Source organism: Burkholderia sp. BC1 (assembly GCF_052683555.1).
In genome coordinates this window covers 33,996-49,623 of the sequence record NZ_JBQYLP010000026.1, presented here as the reverse complement: position 1 = coordinate 49,623, position 15,628 = coordinate 33,996, and the positions used below count along the sequence as shown (strand labels likewise).

Sequence of the window (15,628 nt, the reverse complement as noted above, 5' to 3'; positions counted from 1 at the left end):
CCCGGACCCGCCGCAAACGCCCGCCAGACGGGGCGATGCACCGTTTCGGTCCACGCCGATTCTTGCCGTCGCAACCATTTCACGACGCGTTGCGCGAGCGAAAAAGCGCATTCCCCAATCGAGTGCCGGTTCCTTGACACCCCATTTGAAATGTGAGTGCCAATCGTCATCGTCATTTGATAAGATGGGTCCGTCATTCGCGCGGCGTGGCCGCGCGCATGATCGCGAATGCCGGGTCGCATCAGCAGGAACAAGTACCGGACGAGGATCGCTGTCACGACATCACGGCTGCCCGGCCCGCACGCGTCGCGCGTGCGCGCCCGGCGGGCGGCGTGCTCGTCTCCGTCTACACTGTGCGTTTTTTTTGGGTCGGGGCGTGTCATGGATGACGAAAACGATAGCGCAGTGCTCGAGGCGCATGTCGGAACGCGCAGCCCGTGCTGGCGGCTCGGCAGCGACAGCAATGCACTCGAACTCGCCGCCGTGCGCGGGATGACCAACGTCAGCGTCGCGCTCACCGGCGAGCAGGCCGCGCGCATTCGTGCGCTCACCGGCGTCACGTCGCACCTCGTGCTCGACATCGTGCTGTTCGGCGAGCGCGTGCCGCTTCACCTCGTCGGCAGGAAGGTCAACACGACCGATTGGGCCGGCACCGCGTCGGCGTACACCGATACCGCCTCCGTGGCCGGCGATCTCGCACACGGGCTCGCGTTCGCCGAGCAGGTCGTGTCCGAAGTGAATTCGCTCGTCGTGATCCTCGATCGCAACGGCATGGTGCAGCGCTTCAACCGGCTCTGCGAGGAAGTGACGGGCAAGCGCGAGGTCGACGTGATCGGCCGCAGCGCGTTCGAGCTGTTCATGAGCCCCGAGCAGGGCGCGCAGTCGCGCAGCAACATCACGGGCTTTTTTGCGAGCAACCGCGCGTTCTCGGTCGAGCGCTACATCAACACCGTGAACGGGCCGCGGCTGTTCCAGTTCCGCAACAAGTTCGTGCAGAGCGGCAGCGGCGCGGACGAGCAGTATCTGATCTGCTCCGGCATCGACATCACCGAGGAGCGCAACGCGCAGCAGCGGCTCACCGAGCTCGCGAACACCGACGTGCTGACGGGGCTGCCGAACCGCCATGCGATCAGCGAGCGCATCCGCACGGTGATCGCCCAGCAGACCGGCGACACGCCGGGCCAGGTCGGCATCCTGTTCCTCGATCTCGACAACTTCAAGCGCGTCAACGATCACTACGGCCATATCACCGGCGACCGGCTGCTGCAGGACGTCTCGGCGATCATCAACGGCTGCCTGCCGTCCGGCGCGACGCTCGCGCGGCTCGGCGGCGACGAGTTCCTCGTGCTGTTCGAGCAGGGCACGCGCGCGCTGCTCGAAGCGACCGCGCAGATCATTCTCGAACGGCTGCGCACGCCGATCCATCTCGGCCTGATGGAGGTCTACACGAGTTGTTCGATCGGCATCGCGATGCATCCGCAGCACGGCGATTCGCTCGAAACGCTGATCCGCAATGCCGATACGGCGATGTACGTCGCGAAGGAAGCGGGCAAGCATACGTATCGCGTGTTCTCGCTCGAGATGAACCAGCGCGTCGCGAAGTACATGTGGCTCGACACGAACCTGCGCAAGGCGCTCGAGGAAGAACAGTTCGTGCTGCATTACCAGCCGGTCGTCGACATCGCGACCGGCGACGTGCATGCAGTCGAAGCGCTGATCCGCTGGCAGTCGCCCGATCGCGGGCTCGTCGCGCCGGTCGAGTTCATTCGTTTCGCGGAGGAGTCGGGGCTGATCGCGCCGCTCGGGCGCTGGGTGATGCGCACGGCCGCGGCGCAGGCCGCCGCGTGGAAGGCGAAGGGGCTCGGCGTGCGGATCGCGGTGAACGTGTCGGCGCGTCAGCTGCAGGACATGAACATCGTTCATCAGTTCGCGTCGATCGTCGATGCGGCGGGCCTGAAGCCGGGCCTGCTCGACATCGAGCTGACCGAGAGCTGCTTCATCGACGACGAGCATGGCGCGCACGGACTGATGAAGCAGTTCCGCCAGCTCGGCGCGAAGATTCACCTCGACGATTTCGGCACCGGCTATTCGTCGCTGTCGCAACTGTCGCGGTTGCCGCTCGATGCGATCAAGCTCGACCGCAGCTTTATCACGGGCATCGATCGCAATCCGCGTTCGCAGGCGCTCGTGCGCTCGGTCGTGTCGCTCGCGAATGCGCTGAACTTCTCGGTGATCGCGGAAGGCGTCGAGACGCATGCGGAAGCCGAGTTCCTGAAGCAGATCGATGTCGGCCACGCGCAGGGCTATTACTTCGCGCGGCCGATGCCCGCCCACGCCTTCGAGGCGTGGCTCGCGGAGACGCGAAAGCTCAGGCTGATCGCCTGAGCGTTCCGAACCGGCTGTCGCCGCAAGGCGACAGCCGTTCCATCACACCGTGCGCAGCTTCGACACGCGACGGTTCTGCAGCATCACGAGGCGTTCCATGTAGGCCAGATCCTTCGGCTCGATCGTGAACGCCGAATGCACCCAGTCCTCGGTGATGTCCATCAGCTCGGAACGCGTGAGCTGGAACACGCGCTCGCGCGCGCGCAGCATCGCGCGAATTCCGTTCAGCTTCGGCTTCATCACGTCGATGAACGTGCGCGTCGCGAGATACGCGTCGCCGGGCTCGAACGTGTGATCGATCAGCCCGCGATCCTCGTACCACTCTGCCGCGTGTGCTTCGCCGGTCGCGATCAGCGCTTCGGCGAGACTGCGGTCCGCCTTGCGCGCGACGAGCGAATAACCGCCCATCCCCGGAAAGAGGTTGAACGCGATTTCCGGGAAGCCGAGCTTCACGCCCTTCTGCGCGAGCACATAGTGATGCGCGAGCGCGGCCTCGAAACCGCCGCCGAGCGCGCTGCCTTCGACCATCGCGATCGAGATCGCGCCCGTGCCGAAGCCGGTGTAGATCTCGTACACGCCGTCGATGCACGAGCGCGCGTACGCCATCAGCAGATCGCGCCGGCCGCTGCGGATTGCGTCGACGAAGAAGCTCAGATCGCCGCCGACATTGAACAGCTCGGGCACGAGCGAGCCGGTGACCCAGAAGTCGAATCGCAGGCCCGAGTCGCGGGCGACGCGCGCGAGATGGATGATGTCGGTGACGAGTTGCTGGTTGAAGCACGGCCGCGGTTCGGATCGGAGCATCATCCACATGATGTTTCTGCCTTCCTCATAAAAAGCGGTGAGCTGCGTGAGTTCGCCGGCTTCATAGAACGGGCGGCAGGCGGGATGTGATTGGAGCTGCATGGCAATCCTCGTTGAATGTGGTTTTTGAAAGACCACGCGTGCGGCGCCGTGCGTGGCGGAGCGGCCGCGCCGGGCGCCGCACGCGAGGCATCGCCATTGTTGCGCGCGCACAAAAGTCGAAATGCGGGGAATAACGCACGAATCGGACGTCGATCGCGATTCGCGGGGCTCGGTTGTAAGGAATGACGGCGAAGGGCGTCGCGGGTCGGTGCCGGGCGGCGAAAACAAGCGTCCGCTTACGCGGCGAAAGCGGTGTCGGGCCGGCAGACGGCGACGACGCGGTGCGTGCGGTGCGTCGCTGCGGTGCGGCATGTGTGTGGGCGAGATGACATAGGGATACGTCAGCCGGCGTATCCGCTGTTCGTTCTTTTATAAGAAAACGTTTCAACCGGCGCCCGCAGGCTTGAATACATCACGTCGTGATATAAAATCGAAACAGGCTTCGCGCCATCGGCACGATGGCGCAGCGTGGACCGAACCCGACCGCGTGTTGCGCGCGTTCTCGCCGGATGACCGGCCGGTTGACGAAAGCCGCGCGGCGATTACGCGCGTGCGACAGGGTGAGCGCAGCCGCGCGCAAACGTATGCGCGCGTGCCGGGCCGTCGTGCGGCGGCGTAAGGGGAAACGACGATGCTGGTTACCTTTCGATCATCCGCGGCGCCCGACATCGTGATGCTGCGCGATCTGGCGCAGTATCTGCTGGGGCTCATCGGCAAGGGGCTCGACGTGCGCGGCGTGATTTCGACGGACGAGTTGCCGGGCGCGATTGCGCGGCTCGAGCAGGCGATCGGTGACGACGCGGCGCAGGCGCGCATGCACGCGCACTCGACGCCGGCGCTGCACGCGGAGGCATCGCCGCACGCCGGCGGGCTCGCGCAGCGTGCGTGGCCGCTGCTCGAGATGATGCGCGCGGCGCGCGATCAGGGGCGACATGTGATGTGGGGCGTGTAGACGCGCGACGCGTGTCTTGCGCCGCAGGGCTGGACCTCCGCTGCAAGGCCGACGGCCGCGTGTCGAACGACGCGGCGGCCGTCGGCCGTTTTTTTGCATGCGCGTTACGGGTGGCGATGCCGCGAGGTGCGTCGCGACGATCGGTGCAGCAGCCTGTCGCGCGTGCGGTCGCGGCTGCGCCGTTCGGCAAAGAACAGCACCGCGAACACGAGGATTGCGAGCAGGATGACGATCCTGACGATACCGTGGTCCATATCGCCTCCGGCAGTGAGTGGGCCGATGCGCGTGGCGGCGAGCCTCAGCCTGCCGGCATGCAGGTGCCGACGAGCTTCGTGTCGATGAAGCGCTTGGCCAGCGCAATCGAGATCCTGAGCGCGTCCGTGTCGTGGCGGAGCACGTGATGCTTCGGGTCGAACAGGTGCGCTTCGTGGCGCCCTTGCGCATCGCGCCAGCACACGACGGCGAGCGGCCGATACAGCGCGCCGAGTTCGAGGCCTTCTCCGGCCGCCGGCTCGACGAGCGCGCACGCACGGATCTCACATTGACGATAGCGCAGGCAGAGCGCGGATTCCATCGTGTTCTCCTCGGACGGCGCGCGTTCCGGCCCCGCGCCCGCCCGCACGCGCGGAGAGGCATTTGATCGGACGAATTCCCGGCGCGGCGCGTGTGCCGAGTGCGATCACGTGAGCATCGGCATCGCTTCGATCAGCGCGATGCCGATCAACGCGCCGATCGCCGCGCCGACCAGCTTCGGATGACACCGTTCGAGATGCAGGGCCGTCAGCAATGCGCCGACCAGAATCACGCCCAGCAGCGCAAATGCGACGACGAGGTAACCGATTTCGAAATCGTTGTTGATCACCATGATGCCTCCTTCTCCATGTCGGGCGCGTCGTCTCTGCCGAGGCGGCGCACGCGTACCGGCGCGACTGTGCACGCTTGACGGAATGCCTGAATTATATATCACAACGTGATACATATGGCTCGCTGCGCACGGCATGAAACGGCGGCTGCGCCATCGTGCGGGCGGCCGCGCATCGGCGTGCCAGGCGCCGTTCGTGCTCGGCTTGACGCTCGCGAACGCGGCGCCCACACTGGGCCGCATCACGATCACGGATGATGCGCAAAGTGTTCGACGTGCTGCTTTTTTCTTCCCGACTCGTCGGCTGCGCGGCGCTCGCCGCCTGCGCGGTTTCGCTCGGCATCGGCGCCGCGGCGCAGGCGCAATCGGCCGACGCCGCGAACGGCGACGAAGCGCCGGTGACGCTCGAACGCGACGTGCACGAGTTCGTGCTGCAGCACGACGGCGCGCTCGTCGAACACGACGATTCGACGTTGCGCGCGAACGATGCGAACGGCATCGACGCGATCGCGCAGCGCTACGTCTGGTTCGACAAGCATCTGGAGAAGGTCGAGCTGCTCGCGGCGGAGACGATCGATCGCGACGGCGTCGCACATCCGGTCGGCGCCGACGGTATCCGCGACGTGCAGGAGCCGCGCTCCGCCGGCGCGCCGACGTTCCAGGACGGCGTGCTGCGCACCGTCGTGTTCCCGGCGGTCGCAGCCGGTGCGCGCACGCGCATCGTGTTTCGCAAGACGCGCACGAAGCCGGTCAACCCCGGCTACTTCGGCTACACCGTCGAGCCGTCGCGCGAGCCGGTCGACGAGCAGCGGCTGATCTTCGACGTGCCGGCCGACATGCCGCTCGTCGCCGATGCGCGCGGTTACGTCGCGCTGCCGCCCGTCACCGAGAACGGCCGCACGCGCTACACGTTCACGTATCGGCACGGTCCATACGCGCGCATCGAAAAGGGTTCGGTCGGCTATCCCGATTACGGCGATCACCTCGTCGTGTCGACGCTGCCCGACTACGCGGCGTTCGCCGCGCGTTACCGGAACGCGGCCGCCGATCCGGGCGCGAACGATCCGGCCGTCGTGCAGCTCGCGCAGTCGCTGACGGCCGACGCACCCGACCCGCGCGACAAGGCGCGCATCCTCTACGACTGGGTGCAGACGAACGTGCGCTACGTCGCGCTGTTTCTCGGCGAAACGGCGGCGGCGCCGCATCGCGTGACCGACATCCTGCGCAACCGCTACGGCGACTGCAAGGACCACGTCGCGCTGTTCGGCGCGCTGCTCGGTGCGGTCGGCATTCGCAGCGAACCGGTGCTGCTGAACCTCGGCGCGGTCTATACGCTGCCGTCCGTGCCCGGCTATGGCGCGGGCGCGATCAATCATGCGATCACGTGGCTGCCCGACTTGGGGTTGTACGCGGACACGACGACCACCGGCATCGCGTTCGGCTATCTGCCGCCGATCGTGATGGATCGCCCCGCGCTGCTCGTCGATTCGGGCGTGCTGTCGCGTACGCCCGCCACGCAGCCGCGGCGGCGCACCGCTCGGCTCGACATCGACGCCGCCGTGCGCGGCGACGCGCGTTTTCATGCGTACGTCGAGGACGAAGGCTGGACCGCCGAGCTCGAACGCTCGGTGTTCCGTCGTGCGACGCCCGACCGCATCGGTCAGCTCGCGAACGAGCGTCTGATGCAGACCGGCCTGCGCGGGCGCGCGCAGTTGACGACGAGCGATCGGCGCACGCATGCCGGGCCGTTCGACGTGACGATGTCCGGCACGCTCGATCATCCGGTCTGGCCGGACGGCACGACGGCCGTGCCTGCGCTGTCGAGCGTCGGGGGCGGCATCGCGACGCAGGTTCAGGCGTGGTTGCAGGAGCCGGTGCGCACACAGCCGTGGGTCTGCATCGGCGGCAGGTTCGACGAGACCGCGCAGATCGCGCTGCCGCCCGACGTCGCGGTGATCGACGTGCCGGCCGACAAGGCAGTGCGCGACCGCTTCGTCGATTTCACGTCGCACTACGTGTTCGATCCGGTCGCGCGCGTCGTGCAGATCACGCGACGGCTGGATGCGACGTTCGATGGCCAGGTGTGTTCGCCCGAAACGTTCGCGACGCTGCGCGCATCGCTCGAGCGGATCGAGCGCGACACGCAGGCGCAGATCGTCGTGCGCGCACGGCAACGTTGAGCGCCGCGCGCGATCCGCGAACGCGGACGCGGCGGCAAACCGCAATCGCGTGCGCCGGCGGGCGCCGGCACACGCGCAGGAGAGAAACGATGACGGAACGAGACTACGAAATCGCCGATCTATCGAAGGAACTGCTCGTCAGGATCGTGCAGGGCACGGTGACGAACGGCGCGACGGTCGATCCGCAGCAGTGCGCGACGCTCGCGGTGCAGTGCGCGACCGTACTGATCGACACGCTGGAGGCGCGCAGCGACGCGGGCGGCTGAACGGCAGCGCGCGTTGCGCGAGTTCACGGAGCCGCGCGAGCCGTGCCGCGTGAAGCCGGTCGACGTGCCGCACGAGCAGCGCAAGCGCTGCTCGATCACCGACGGCGACGTGGCGCAACGGCGACCACGGCGTGCCGAAGCCGTCATGCCGCGGCGTCTGCGTCGGCGTCAGCGCGCAGCGCGCCCGGCGGCCGCCCGACGACGCGCTTGAACGCGCGGCTGAACGCGGCGAGCGATCCGTAGCCGAGCCGATACGCGACCGTTTCGATCGCCTCGCGATCGCGCGCGATCCAGCGTGCGGCGAGCCGCATCCGCAGCTCGGTCAGGTAGCGCACGGGCGTCATCCCGGTCGCGGCAAGAAACCGTTCGGCGAACACCGAACGCGACACGCCGGCCTCGGCGGCGAGTTCGGCAACGCTCCAGTTGCGGCCGGGATCGCGATGCAGCGCGACGATCGCGCGGCCGAGCTTCGGCTCGCGCAGCGCCTGCACCCAGCCGGACGCGTCGCCGCATCCGCATTCGACCCAGCCGCGCACGATGAACGCGGCGACGACGTCCGCGAGCCGCGCGAGAATGCCCGCGAAGCCCGCACGCTCGGCGCAGGATTCGCGTTCCATCGCGTCGAGCATCGGCCGGATCTCCGGATAGCGTGCGAGCAGCGTGCCGACGTGCATGAACTCGGGCATCGTGCCGACGAGCGGCTGCATCCCGCCGAGATCGAGTTCCATGCACGCGCTGAAGATCAGCGCATCGCCGCCCGCGGAATCGGCCGCGGCGCCGTCGGGCGCCGCGCCCGTCGACGCGACCGACGCGACCGAATCGCAAATACGCGCGACCTCGAAGCCGCCGATCTCGCGGCACGGCACGTCGGGGTCGGACACGAGCGTATGCATGTTGCCGTGCGGCAGCAGGATCGCATCGCCGGCCTCGAGCTGCATCGTCGTGCCGGCCGCGTCGCGCAGCAGCACGGGCCCGCGCCCGACGAAATGGAACTGCGCGCGACCGGGCGCCTGCCCGAAGCTCAGGCCGAACGGCCGCGCGACCTGGATGCGGCGGTACTGGACGCCGCTCAGCCGCATCCCGAGCAGTAGCTCGCTGACGAGATCGTGCGCGTCGGGCGTGACGGGAGGCAGCGTGTCGGGCATCGCATTCTCGGACGTTTGATCAATAAAGACGGATTGTATGTCATAGACCGTCCTGCCGTCGCTCCTTACGATACGCCGTCATCGACCTTTTACGATACGGAACGACGGATGAATCCCGGAATCTCCTCCACCGCCGCGCAGGCGGCTCCCCGCGAACCGGCCTGGGGCGCGGTGTTCGCGATGGCGCTCGGCGTGTTCGGGCTCGTCACGGCCGAATTCCTGCCCGCGAGCCTGCTCACGCCGATGGCCGACAGTCTCGGCGTCACCGAAGGCGTCGCCGGTCAGGCGGTCACCGCGACCGCGACGGTCGCGCTCGTGACGAGCCTGCTGATCGCCGCCGCGACGCGCACGATCGACCGCCGGCGCGTGCTGCTCGCGTTCTCGTTGCTGCTGGTCGCCTCGAATCTCGCGGTCGCGTTCGCGACGAACCTGACGACGGTGCTGATCGGCCGCGTCGTGCTCGGCATCGCGCTCGGCGGCTTCTGGACGATGGCGACCGCGACCGCGATGCGACTCGTGCCGGCCGCGATGGTGCCGCGCGCGCTGTCGATCATCTTCAGCGGCGTCGCCGTCGCGACGATCGCGGCCGCGCCGCTCGGCAGCTACTTCGGTCACCTGATCGGCTGGCGCAACGTGTTCCTGATCGCGGCCGCGCTCGGCGGCGTCGCGTTCCTGTCGCAGGTCGCGACGCTGCCGTCGATGCCGCCGAGCGGCACGACGCGGCTGCGCACGCTGATCGACGTCCTGCGCCGGCCGGGCGTCGGCCTCGGGATGTTCGCGACGACGCTCGTCTTCACCGGTCACTTCGCCTTCTTCACGTATCTGCGGCCGTTCCTCGAGCAGGTCGCGGGCGTCGGCGTGAACGGGCTGTCGGCGATCCTGCTCGGCTACGGCGTCGCGAACTTCGTCGGCACGTCGCTCGCGGGCCGCGTGCTCGAACACCGGCTGCGGCCGATGCTGATCGCGATGCCCGCGCTGATGGTCGTGCTCGGCGTGCTGCTGGTCGTGCTCGGCCGCGCACCGGCGATCGATGCGATCCTCGTCGCGTTGTGGGGGATGGCGTTCGGCGGCGTGCCGGTCGCATGGTCGACGTGGGTCACGCGCACGGTGCCCGACGAAGCGGAGAGCGCGGGCGGCCTCATCGTCGCGGCCGTGCAGCTCGCGATCGCGACGGGCGCGGCGGCGGGCGGCGTCGTGTTCGATGCGACCGGCGCAGGCGGCGTGTTCGTCGGCGCGGCGGTGGTGCTGGCCGTCGCGGTCGCGACGATCGTCACCGCGGTGCCGAAGCGCGTCGAAGCCGTGTCGTAACGAGTGCAGTGTGCGGTGCCGGGCCGGGCACCGCTTCGATTCGTCGACGGGAATGTCTCGTTGCGCGCGCGCCGGCCGGTGCAACGGCGGCGGCGCGCAGCAACACGCGCGTGCCGCGCGGTTCCGCTTCGATGCGATCGCGCCGACGCGCGCGGCGTCGGCGTCAGCATCGACCTCAGCCTCAGCCGCGTGGCGGCACGAGCGCCGCAAGCGCCTTCATCGCCTGAATGTACGGATACGGCCCGTGGCTGATGCGCGACACGCCGCATGCGGCGAGTTCCGCGATCGTCGGCGTGTCGGCCACGCGCATGACGTTCACCGGCAGCGGCGATGCCGCCGTCAGCTTGCGGATCAGCGCGGGCGACTTCAGGCCCGGCACGAACAGCCCGTCCGCCCCGGCTTCCGCGTAGGCGCGTGCGCGCGCGAGCACTGCGTCGATCAGTGCCTCGTCGTGCGTGTCGGCGGGGACGACGAAACAGACGTCCGCGCGCGCATTGATGAAATATCCGCTGCCGCTCTTGTCGGCCGCGCGGCGCGCTGCGGCGATGCGCGCAACCGCTTCGTCGACGCTGCGCACTTCGCCCGTCGCGGGAACACTGTCCTCGAGATTGCAGCCGATCGCGCCGGCCTCGATGCTCAGCGCGATCGTATCGGCGACGTCGTCGGGTTGCTCGCCGTAGCCGCTTTCGAGATCGGCGCTGACCGGCAGGTCGGTCGCGGCGACGATGCGGGCAAGCAGCTCGATGGCCAGCGCGCGCGGCATGTCTTCGCCGTCCGCGTAACCGTTGGCTTTCGCGATCGACCAGCTTCCGGTCGCGAGGGCGGGCGCGCCGGTGTCGGCGACGGCGCGCGCGCTGCCCGCATCCCAGACGTTGAACAGCACCAGCGGATCGCCGGCGCGATGCAGTGCGCGAAAGCGGGCATGCTTGTCAGCAGTTGTCATATGCGTGTCTCCTGGTTGGCGGATCGAGTGCCGCGATGAAGGATACGCTTTCGCGCCGCGCGCGCACGGAAAATCTCGCGACGGCTCAGTCGCGCGCCGGCGGTGCCTCGGACAGCATGCGCAACTGGCCGCGCAACGCGTCCATATCGCCCGCCGCGAACGGCTTTTCGATTTCCGCATGCGTCTGCTGCCACAGCGGAAATGCCTCGGCGAGCAGGCGCTCGCCGGCCGGCGTGAGCGCGAGCAGGCGACTGCGCTTGTCGTGCGGATCCTGCTCGATCGCGACGAGGCCGCGTCGCTCGAGCGGCTTCAGCGCGGCCGTCAGCGTCGTGCGATCCATCGCGAGCAGCGACGCGACCGCTTTCATCGGCGCCGGCTCCGGCCGGTTCAGCGACATCAGCAGCGAGAACTGCCCGTTCGTCAGATCGAGCGGACGCAGCGCGTCGTCGAACACGCGCGCAAGATGACGCGCCGCGCGCTGCATGTGCAGGCACAGGCAGCAGTCGCGCACCATCAGCGTCGTCTCGAAAGGAAGCTTTTCTTTTCGTGCCATGTTGCAATTGTGTTGATACCAACCTATTGTGTCAAGGGCGATCTGCGGCACGGTGCCGCGCGCACTCGGACGGAGGACACATGAGCAGTCAACAGCAGTTGTATCTCGCGGTTTTCCTCGGCAGCAAGGATAGCCCGCGCATGCAGGCGTGGATCGCGCAGCCCGAACAGGCGCGACGCGCGAAGGAGCAGGAAGGGATCGCCGCGTGGCGCGCGTGGGCCGATCGGCATCGCGACGCGATCGTCGAGATGGGCGGCCCGCTCGGCAAGACGAAGACGGTCAGCGCGCGCGGCATCGACGATACGTCGAACGCGCTCGGCGGCTTCACGATCGTGCGCGCCGCGTCTCACGACGCCGCCGCGCGAATGTTCGAAGGCCATCCGCATTTCACGATCTTTCCGGGCGAGACGATCGACGTGATGCCCGTGCTGGAGATTCCGCGCGGATGAGCGCCGTCGCGGCGGCGGGCGGGCGTCGCGATGGCGCTGCGTCGCCGTCCGCGGTCGGCGGTTGTTTTGCGCGATTCCGAACCGAAAGGAGCGTAACGATGAAGCTTTACGGATTTGCCGGCACGCGAACGCAGCGCGCGCTGTGGGGGCTCAAGGAACTCGGCGTGGATTTCGAGTTCGTGCCCGTCAACCTGCTCGAGGGCGAGCACCGCCGCCCCGATTTTCTGCGTATCAATCCGGCCGGCAAGGTGCCGGTGCTGATCGACGGCGATCTCGTGATTCCGGAGTCGGCGGCGATCGTGCTGTATCTGGCGGACAAGTATCCGGACAAGCACCTGCTGCCCGTCGATCTCGCGCAGCGTGCGCACGCGTATCGCTGGATCATGTTCGCGGTGACCGAGCTCGAGCAGCCGCTGTGGCGCATCGCGCGGCACACGATGCTGTATCCGCCCGACAAGCGGCTGCCGGCCGACATCGCGCTCGCGCGCGACGATTTCGCGTCGATGGCCGTCATTCTCGAGCGGCATCTCGACGGGCGCGCGTTCATCGTCGGCGATACGCTGACGGTGGCCGATTGCGTGACGGCCTATCTGATCGACTGGGCGGGCGAGTACGGGTTGATCGACACGTTCCCGAATCTGCGCGCGTATCTCGAGCGGATGTATGCGCGGCCGACCGCGCCGCAACGGATCGCGGAGGCGATGAAGGCCGCGTGATCGGCCGATCGCGCAATCTTTCGGACGCCGGGTAGCCGGCCGGCCGCGCGATCGGTGCGATCGGTGCGGTCGGCGCGATCGGCGCACGGCGCGGCGAGGGGCGGCCGGTCATTGGTGGCGCGGTCGCATTCGGTTGTCGAGCGCGACATGCCGATCGCCGATCTGCGTGCCGACGCTCGATGCTGTCTTGAGGTCACGAGTACGCGGTCGGCGCCGCGCCGCGCCGCGGGCGCGAGTGTGCATCGCGCGCGCATGCGCTGCCTATCCGCGAATCCGCCCGGCCGCGCCGTCGCCCGAGCCATACCGCCTGCTCCCGACACGACCGCCGCGCCGCCCCCGGCATGGTCTGTCCCCCGACTTCTGTCCCGGTTCGCCCGCCACAGGGCAAAATACGGGTTTTCCGCACCCCGCGAGGGGGCCAGAATCGCGCTCCGGGCGACGGGCGCGCGCGTCCTGACGCGCGCCGCCGGCCGGGGCCAGGCAAGACGCTCGCCGTGCGGCGAGCCCACAGGAGTCCAGACCCCATGCCCGAATCCAACCTGTCCTTCTTCGGCCGGCTGTCGCTCGCCGTCGGGACCTTCTTCTCCGTGCTCGGCAATCGCGAGTTCGCCGCGAACGTGCTGCGCCTGCGCGACGGCGCCGCGGCACCGGTCGCGCCGACGCCCGCCGCAGCGCCCGCGCCGGCACCCGCGCCGGCACCCGCGCCCGCGGCGAAGGCCCCCGCGCCCGAGCTGCGCGAAGCGAGCCCGCAGGCCGCCCTGCAACTGCTCGGCCTGCTGCAGCGCGATGCACGCTTCATCGATTTCGTCGAGGAAGACATCGCCGGCTACTCGGACGCCGACATCGGAGCGGCCGCACGTCTCGTGCACGACGGCTGCCGTGCGACGCTGCGCGAGCATTTCACGATCGTGCCGGTGCGCGACGAGGCGGAAGGCAGCCGCGTGACGCTGCCGGCCGGCTTCGACGCGACGGCCGTGCGCGTGACCGGCAACGTCGTCGGGTCGGCGCCGTTTACGGGCACCGTCAGCCATCGCGGCTGGCGCGTCGCGGACGTGCGTCTGCCGAAGCTGACGGGCAGCCACGACGCGTCGGTGATCGCGCCGGCGGAGGTGGAACTGTGAGCGATCCGCGCTATTCGATCGGTATCGATCTCGGTACCACGCACTGTGCACTGTCGTATGTCGACAGCGCCGCCAGCGACGGCGAAAAAATCGCACAGCACGTGCTGCCGATCACGCAACTCACGGCACCCGGCGCGCTCGAATCGCGCGACCTGCTGCCGTCGTTTCTCTATCTGCCGCATCCGAGCGAACTCACGCAGGGCGACCTGACGCTGCCGTGGACCGCGTCGCGCGACTTCGCGGTCGGCGAGATGGCGCGCAGCCGCGGCGCCGGCACGCCGATCCGGCTCGTGTCGAGCGCGAAGAGCTGGCTGTGCCACCCAGGCGTCGATCGCCGCGCGGCGATCCTGCCGAGCGATGCGCCGCCCGAGGTCACGCGCGTGTCGCCGCTCGAAAGCTCGATCCGCTATCTGACGCATCTGCGCGAAGCGTGGGATCACGCGCATCCCGACGCGCCGTTCGTCGAGCAGGACGTCACCGTCACGATCCCCGCCTCGTTCGACCCGGCGGCGCGCGAACTGACGGCCGAGGCCGCGCGCGCGGCCGGCTATACGCGGATGACGCTGCTCGAGGAGCCGCAGGCCGCGCTGTATAGCTGGATCCAGAAGAGCGAAGGCGGCTGGCGCAAGCAGGTGAAGGTCGGCGATCTGATTCTCTGCGTCGACGTCGGCGGCGGCACGACCGACCTGTCGCTGATCGCGGTCGTCGAGCGCGACGGCAATCTCGAGCTGCATCGCGTCGCGGTCGGCGAACACATCCTGCTCGGCGGCGACAACATGGATCTCGCGCTCGCGCACGTCGTCGCGCGCAAGCTCGCGCAGCAGGGCACGCAGGCCGATCCGTGGCAGCTGCGCGCGCTCACGTACGCGTGCCGCAGCGCGAAGGAAACGCTGTTGTCCGACCCGACGACCGACGCGGTGCCGCTCGTCGTGCCGAGCCGCGGCTCGAAGCTGATCGGCGGCTCGATCCGCACCGAGCTGACGCGCGCGGAACTGACGCAGACGATACTCGAAGGCTTCTTCCCGCAGGTCGATGCGGCCGCGCGCCCGATGGCGCGCGCGCGCGTCGGCCTCACGCAGCTCGGCCTGCCGTATGCGCAGGACGCGGGCATCACGCGCCATCTCGCGGCGTTCCTCGGCCGGCAGGTCGCGGCGCTCGACGCGCTCGAAGGCGTGCAGCATACGCTGCCGGCCGGCGCGACGTTCCTGCATCCGACCGCCGTGCTGTTCAACGGCGGCGTGTTCAAGTCGTCGCTGCTGACGCAGCGCGTGCTCGACACGCTGAACGGCTGGCTCGCCGCCGAAGGCGCGCCGCCCGCCCGGCTGCTCGAAGGCGCGGATCTCGATCTCGCCGTCGCGCGCGGCGCCGCGTACTACGGCTACGTGAAGCGCGGCCGCGGCGTGCGCATTCGCGGCGGTACGGCCCGTGCGTACTACGTCGCGATCGAGTCGGCGATGCCGGCCGTGCCCGGGCTCGAACCGCCGGTGCAGGCGCTCTGCGTCGCGCCGTTCGGGATGGAGGAAGGCACGAGCGCCGCGCTGCCGCCGCAGGAATTCGGCCTCGTCGTCGGCGAGCCCGTGCATTTCCGCTTCTTCGGCTCGTCGGTGCGTCGTCAGGACGAAGTCGGCACGCTGCTCGATTTCTGGTCGCCCGACGAACTGCAGGAACTCGAGGAAATTCAGGCGACGCTGCCGGCCGAAGGGCGCACCGTCGGCGAGATCGTGCCGGTCAGGCTGCATGCGCGCGTGACCGAGGCCGGTACGCTCGAGCTCGAAGCGATCCCGAGCGGCACGGACGAGCGCTGGAAGGTCGAGTTCGACGTGCGCGGCACCGCTTGAGCGT

At 68.8% G+C, this 15,628-nt stretch carries 16 protein-coding genes; 9 read left to right on the top strand and 7 right to left on the bottom strand.

The features are described 5' to 3' along the window. The first annotated feature begins 381 nt into the window (after nt 1-381). Nucleotides 382-2,385, top strand: a complete 2,004-nt coding sequence (gene pdeR / locus ACSHSS_RS15025) for a cyclic di-GMP phosphodiesterase (protein WP_445545178.1) — start codon at nt 382-384, stop codon at nt 2,383-2,385. A gap of 42 nt (nt 2,386-2,427) precedes the next feature. On the opposite strand, the gene ACSHSS_RS15020 is transcribed toward pdeR, so the two are convergent. Beyond that, complete coding sequence (locus ACSHSS_RS15020) at nt 2,428-3,291, bottom strand: crotonase/enoyl-CoA hydratase family protein (RefSeq protein ID WP_006397815.1); 864 nt, start codon at nt 3,289-3,291, stop codon at nt 2,428-2,430. Between the two features lie 631 nt (nt 3,292-3,922). On the opposite strand from ACSHSS_RS15020, the gene ACSHSS_RS15015 reads away from it, so the two are divergent. After that, the gene (locus tag ACSHSS_RS15015) at nt 3,923-4,243 is read left to right on the top strand and encodes a DUF1840 domain-containing protein (protein ID WP_105772337.1); all 321 of its coding nucleotides are present in this window, start codon (nt 3,923-3,925) and stop codon (nt 4,241-4,243) included. A 104-nt stretch (nt 4,244-4,347) separates the two neighbouring features. Here the strand turns inward: ACSHSS_RS15015 and ACSHSS_RS15010 are convergent, their stop codons facing one another. From ACSHSS_RS15010 to ACSHSS_RS15000, 3 genes are all read right to left on the bottom strand, one after another. Continuing rightward, nucleotides 4,348-4,497: a hypothetical protein gene (locus ACSHSS_RS15010; RefSeq protein ID WP_006397819.1), complete on the bottom strand. Its 150-nt coding sequence runs from the start codon at nt 4,495-4,497 to the stop codon at nt 4,348-4,350. A gap of 44 nt (nt 4,498-4,541) precedes the next feature. Continuing rightward, entirely contained in the window at nt 4,542-4,817 is a 276-nt protein-coding gene (locus ACSHSS_RS15005) for a hypothetical protein (RefSeq protein ID WP_035955965.1), read from the bottom strand. Nucleotides 4,818-4,922: 105 nt separating this feature from the next. Beyond that, nucleotides 4,923-5,108, bottom strand: coding sequence for a hypothetical protein (locus tag ACSHSS_RS15000; protein WP_006397821.1), 186 nt, complete (start codon nt 5,106-5,108; stop codon nt 4,923-4,925). A 251-nt stretch (nt 5,109-5,359) separates the two neighbouring features. On the opposite strand from ACSHSS_RS15000, the gene ACSHSS_RS14995 reads away from it, so the two are divergent. Continuing rightward, a complete protein-coding gene (locus ACSHSS_RS14995) occupies nt 5,360-7,285 on the top strand; it encodes a DUF3857 domain-containing transglutaminase family protein (RefSeq protein WP_445545177.1) in 1,926 nt (641 codons plus the stop codon). Nucleotides 7,286-7,374: 89 nt separating this feature from the next. Continuing rightward, nucleotides 7,375-7,551, top strand: coding sequence for a hypothetical protein (locus tag ACSHSS_RS14990; RefSeq protein WP_006416404.1), 177 nt, complete (start codon nt 7,375-7,377; stop codon nt 7,549-7,551). A 143-nt stretch (nt 7,552-7,694) separates the two neighbouring features. Here ACSHSS_RS14990 and ACSHSS_RS14985 read toward each other — a convergent pair whose 3' ends face one another. Beyond that, entirely contained in the window at nt 7,695-8,696 is a 1,002-nt protein-coding gene (locus ACSHSS_RS14985) for an AraC family transcriptional regulator (RefSeq protein ID WP_445545176.1), read from the bottom strand. Between the two features lie 108 nt (nt 8,697-8,804). On the opposite strand from ACSHSS_RS14985, the gene ACSHSS_RS14980 reads away from it, so the two are divergent. Continuing rightward, the gene (locus tag ACSHSS_RS14980) at nt 8,805-10,004 is read left to right on the top strand and encodes an MFS transporter (RefSeq protein ID WP_006416426.1); all 1,200 of its coding nucleotides are present in this window, start codon (nt 8,805-8,807) and stop codon (nt 10,002-10,004) included. Between the two features lie 181 nt (nt 10,005-10,185). Here the strand turns inward: ACSHSS_RS14980 and ACSHSS_RS14975 are convergent, their stop codons facing one another. Both ACSHSS_RS14975 and ACSHSS_RS14970 read right to left on the bottom strand, forming a co-directional pair. Beyond that, complete coding sequence (locus ACSHSS_RS14975) at nt 10,186-10,947, bottom strand: isocitrate lyase/PEP mutase family protein (RefSeq protein WP_445545175.1); 762 nt, start codon at nt 10,945-10,947, stop codon at nt 10,186-10,188. Between the two features lie 85 nt (nt 10,948-11,032). Then, nucleotides 11,033-11,500, bottom strand: coding sequence for a MarR family winged helix-turn-helix transcriptional regulator (locus ACSHSS_RS14970; RefSeq protein ID WP_060097471.1), 468 nt, complete (start codon nt 11,498-11,500; stop codon nt 11,033-11,035). 80 nt (nt 11,501-11,580) lie between these two features. Here ACSHSS_RS14970 and ACSHSS_RS14965 point away from each other — a divergent pair, with 80 nt between their 5' ends. The 4 genes from ACSHSS_RS14965 (at nt 11,581) to ACSHSS_RS14950 (ending at nt 15,624) form a co-directional block, all read left to right on the top strand. After that, nucleotides 11,581-11,949 carry a YciI family protein gene (locus tag ACSHSS_RS14965; RefSeq protein WP_012217618.1) on the top strand — a complete coding sequence of 123 codons (369 nt, stop codon included), beginning with the start codon at nt 11,581-11,583 and terminating at the stop codon, nt 11,947-11,949. 98 nt (nt 11,950-12,047) lie between these two features. Then, nucleotides 12,048-12,665 (top strand): glutathione S-transferase family protein, encoded by a 618-nt coding sequence (locus tag ACSHSS_RS14960; protein ID WP_006404385.1) that lies wholly within the window; start codon nt 12,048-12,050, stop codon nt 12,663-12,665. A 524-nt stretch (nt 12,666-13,189) separates the two neighbouring features. Beyond that, complete coding sequence (locus ACSHSS_RS14955; protein ID WP_035953862.1) at nt 13,190-13,786, top strand: DUF2760 domain-containing protein; 597 nt, start codon at nt 13,190-13,192, stop codon at nt 13,784-13,786. After that, nucleotides 13,783-15,624, top strand: coding sequence for an Hsp70 family protein (locus ACSHSS_RS14950; protein ID WP_445545174.1), 1,842 nt, complete (start codon nt 13,783-13,785; stop codon nt 15,622-15,624). The genes ACSHSS_RS14955 and ACSHSS_RS14950 overlap by 4 nt, the downstream gene beginning before the upstream one ends. The last annotated feature ends 4 nt before the right edge of the window (nt 15,625-15,628 follow it).

What these genes read in the sequence shown, in the direction of transcription:
- ACSHSS_RS15000 (WP_006397821.1), bottom strand. Translation starts at nt 5,108, where the DNA reads ATGGTGATCAACAACGATTTCGAAATCGGTTACCTCGTCGTCGCATTT.
- ACSHSS_RS15015 (WP_105772337.1), top strand. Translation starts at nt 3,923, where the DNA reads ATGCTGGTTACCTTTCGATCATCCGCGGCGCCCGACATCGTGATGCTG.
- pdeR (WP_445545178.1), top strand. Translation starts at nt 382, where the DNA reads ATGGATGACGAAAACGATAGCGCAGTGCTCGAGGCGCATGTCGGAACG.
- ACSHSS_RS14980 (WP_006416426.1), top strand. Translation starts at nt 8,805, where the DNA reads ATGAATCCCGGAATCTCCTCCACCGCCGCGCAGGCGGCTCCCCGCGAA.
- ACSHSS_RS15020 (WP_006397815.1), bottom strand. Translation starts at nt 3,291, where the DNA reads ATGCAGCTCCAATCACATCCCGCCTGCCGCCCGTTCTATGAAGCCGGC.
- ACSHSS_RS14990 (WP_006416404.1), top strand. Translation starts at nt 7,375, where the DNA reads ATGACGGAACGAGACTACGAAATCGCCGATCTATCGAAGGAACTGCTC.
- ACSHSS_RS15010 (WP_006397819.1), bottom strand. Translation starts at nt 4,497, where the DNA reads ATGGACCACGGTATCGTCAGGATCGTCATCCTGCTCGCAATCCTCGTG.
- ACSHSS_RS14985 (WP_445545176.1), bottom strand. Translation starts at nt 8,696, where the DNA reads ATGCCCGACACGCTGCCTCCCGTCACGCCCGACGCGCACGATCTCGTC.
- ACSHSS_RS14955 (WP_035953862.1), top strand. Translation starts at nt 13,190, where the DNA reads ATGCCCGAATCCAACCTGTCCTTCTTCGGCCGGCTGTCGCTCGCCGTC.
- ACSHSS_RS14965 (WP_012217618.1), top strand. Translation starts at nt 11,581, where the DNA reads ATGAGCAGTCAACAGCAGTTGTATCTCGCGGTTTTCCTCGGCAGCAAG.
- ACSHSS_RS14970 (WP_060097471.1), bottom strand. Translation starts at nt 11,500, where the DNA reads ATGGCACGAAAAGAAAAGCTTCCTTTCGAGACGACGCTGATGGTGCGC.
- ACSHSS_RS14960 (WP_006404385.1), top strand. Translation starts at nt 12,048, where the DNA reads ATGAAGCTTTACGGATTTGCCGGCACGCGAACGCAGCGCGCGCTGTGG.
- ACSHSS_RS14975 (WP_445545175.1), bottom strand. Translation starts at nt 10,947, where the DNA reads ATGACAACTGCTGACAAGCATGCCCGCTTTCGCGCACTGCATCGCGCC.
- ACSHSS_RS15005 (WP_035955965.1), bottom strand. Translation starts at nt 4,817, where the DNA reads ATGGAATCCGCGCTCTGCCTGCGCTATCGTCAATGTGAGATCCGTGCG.
- ACSHSS_RS14995 (WP_445545177.1), top strand. Translation starts at nt 5,360, where the DNA reads ATGATGCGCAAAGTGTTCGACGTGCTGCTTTTTTCTTCCCGACTCGTC.